General features: G+C 71.6%; 2 protein-coding genes and 1 pseudogene. 1 reads left to right on the forward strand and 2 read right to left on the reverse strand.

The annotated features are described in order from the left end of the window. A partial coding sequence (locus AB0N07_RS51535) for a hypothetical protein (RefSeq protein WP_365847975.1) occupies window positions 1-207 on the reverse strand: 207 nt, incomplete at its 3' end. On the opposite strand from AB0N07_RS51535, the pseudogene AB0N07_RS51540 reads away from it, so the two are divergent. Beyond that, window positions 176-532: pseudogene (locus AB0N07_RS51540) on the forward strand (STAS domain-containing protein); the annotation flags it as partial. The gene AB0N07_RS51535 and the pseudogene AB0N07_RS51540 sit on opposite strands and share 32 nt — an antisense overlap. A 55-nt stretch (window positions 533-587) precedes the next feature. Here AB0N07_RS51540 and AB0N07_RS51545 read toward each other — a convergent pair. Beyond that, on the reverse strand, window positions 588-1,177 hold a 590-nt coding region (locus AB0N07_RS51545; protein WP_365847973.1), incomplete at its 5' end, for a hypothetical protein.

A 1,177-nucleotide genomic window follows, 5' to 3' on the forward strand; every position in this document is an offset into this window, starting at 1 on the left:
TGCCGTTCGTGGCGCGCCTCCATCGGGAGGAGTCCTCGCTGATCGAGGAGCTGCTCGGCTGAGTGCACGCTCCGCGTCGTCCGCGCCTGCCGCGTCCGGGGCCGCCGCGACCTTCGACTGGCACTCGGTGCGCCCCGCCACCCTGCGCGCGATGCCGCGCTCGGAGACCGCCGTCATGGTCGTGACCGTGGCGGCCACGGTGCTCACTCACAACCTCGCGATCGGCGTGGGCGTGGGTGTGCTCACTGCGCTGGTGCTCTTCGCCCAGCGTGTCTCGCGTCTGGTCACGGTGGTCCGCGAGGTCCACGACGACGGCAACGCCGTCACGTATCGCGTGCACGGTGCCCTGTTCTTCGCGTCATCGAACGACCTCTACTCGCAGTTCGAGTACGCCCTCGACCCGCCGTGCGTCGTGATCGACATGGGTGCCGCGCACGTGTGGGACGCTTCCACTGTGGCCGCGCTCGACTCGGTGCTGACCAAGTACGCCCAGCACGGGATCCACGCCGAGGTGACGGGGCTGAACGAGGCCTCCGCGGCGATGCACGCGCGCCTCACCGGGCGGCTCGGCGCCAGTGCCGGCGGGCTCAGGCGGGGACGAACACCCACGGGTGGCCGTCCGGGTCGACGATCTCGCGGGAGTGCATGCCGGAGTCGGCCATCTCCTCGCGCAGGTCCACGGGCAGGGGCACCTCGGCGGCGCCGAGCTCGACCGCCCGGTCCGCCAGGGCGTCCACCGCCGCGGCGTCGCCGACGCTCAGCGCCATGAGGGCGGAGTTGGTGGTGAGGCAGTCGGCGATCTCACGGTTGCCGATGAAGTCGGTGTAGTAGCCGGGGCTGAGGTACATCGCGTACGTCGACTCGGTGAGCTCGATGCACACCGAGTGCTCGTCCGAGTAGTCGTCCATCGCGGTGGCGCCCAGGGTCGTCCAGAACTCACGGATTCGCTCGGTGTCCGTCGTCGGGAGGTTGATGAACACCGGCTGGGAGAACAAGGCCATGGAGAGCACCGTAGACGAGGCGTTCGGTCCGCCGCCACCGCGCGCGTGTCGCGGGCGCGCGGGCGTGGCGTGGGCCACGGAGCCGCTCCCGACGACGCCGCCCGCGGCCTGGTGCGTCCGCCCCCCTTGGTAGCGTGGCCGCCATGAGCGTTCCTCCCTCCGGCCCGCCCGCCGGC

Source organism: Streptomyces sp. NPDC051172 (assembly GCF_040682555.1).
In the GTDB taxonomy this organism is placed as follows: domain Bacteria; phylum Actinomycetota; class Actinomycetes; order Streptomycetales; family Streptomycetaceae; genus Streptomyces.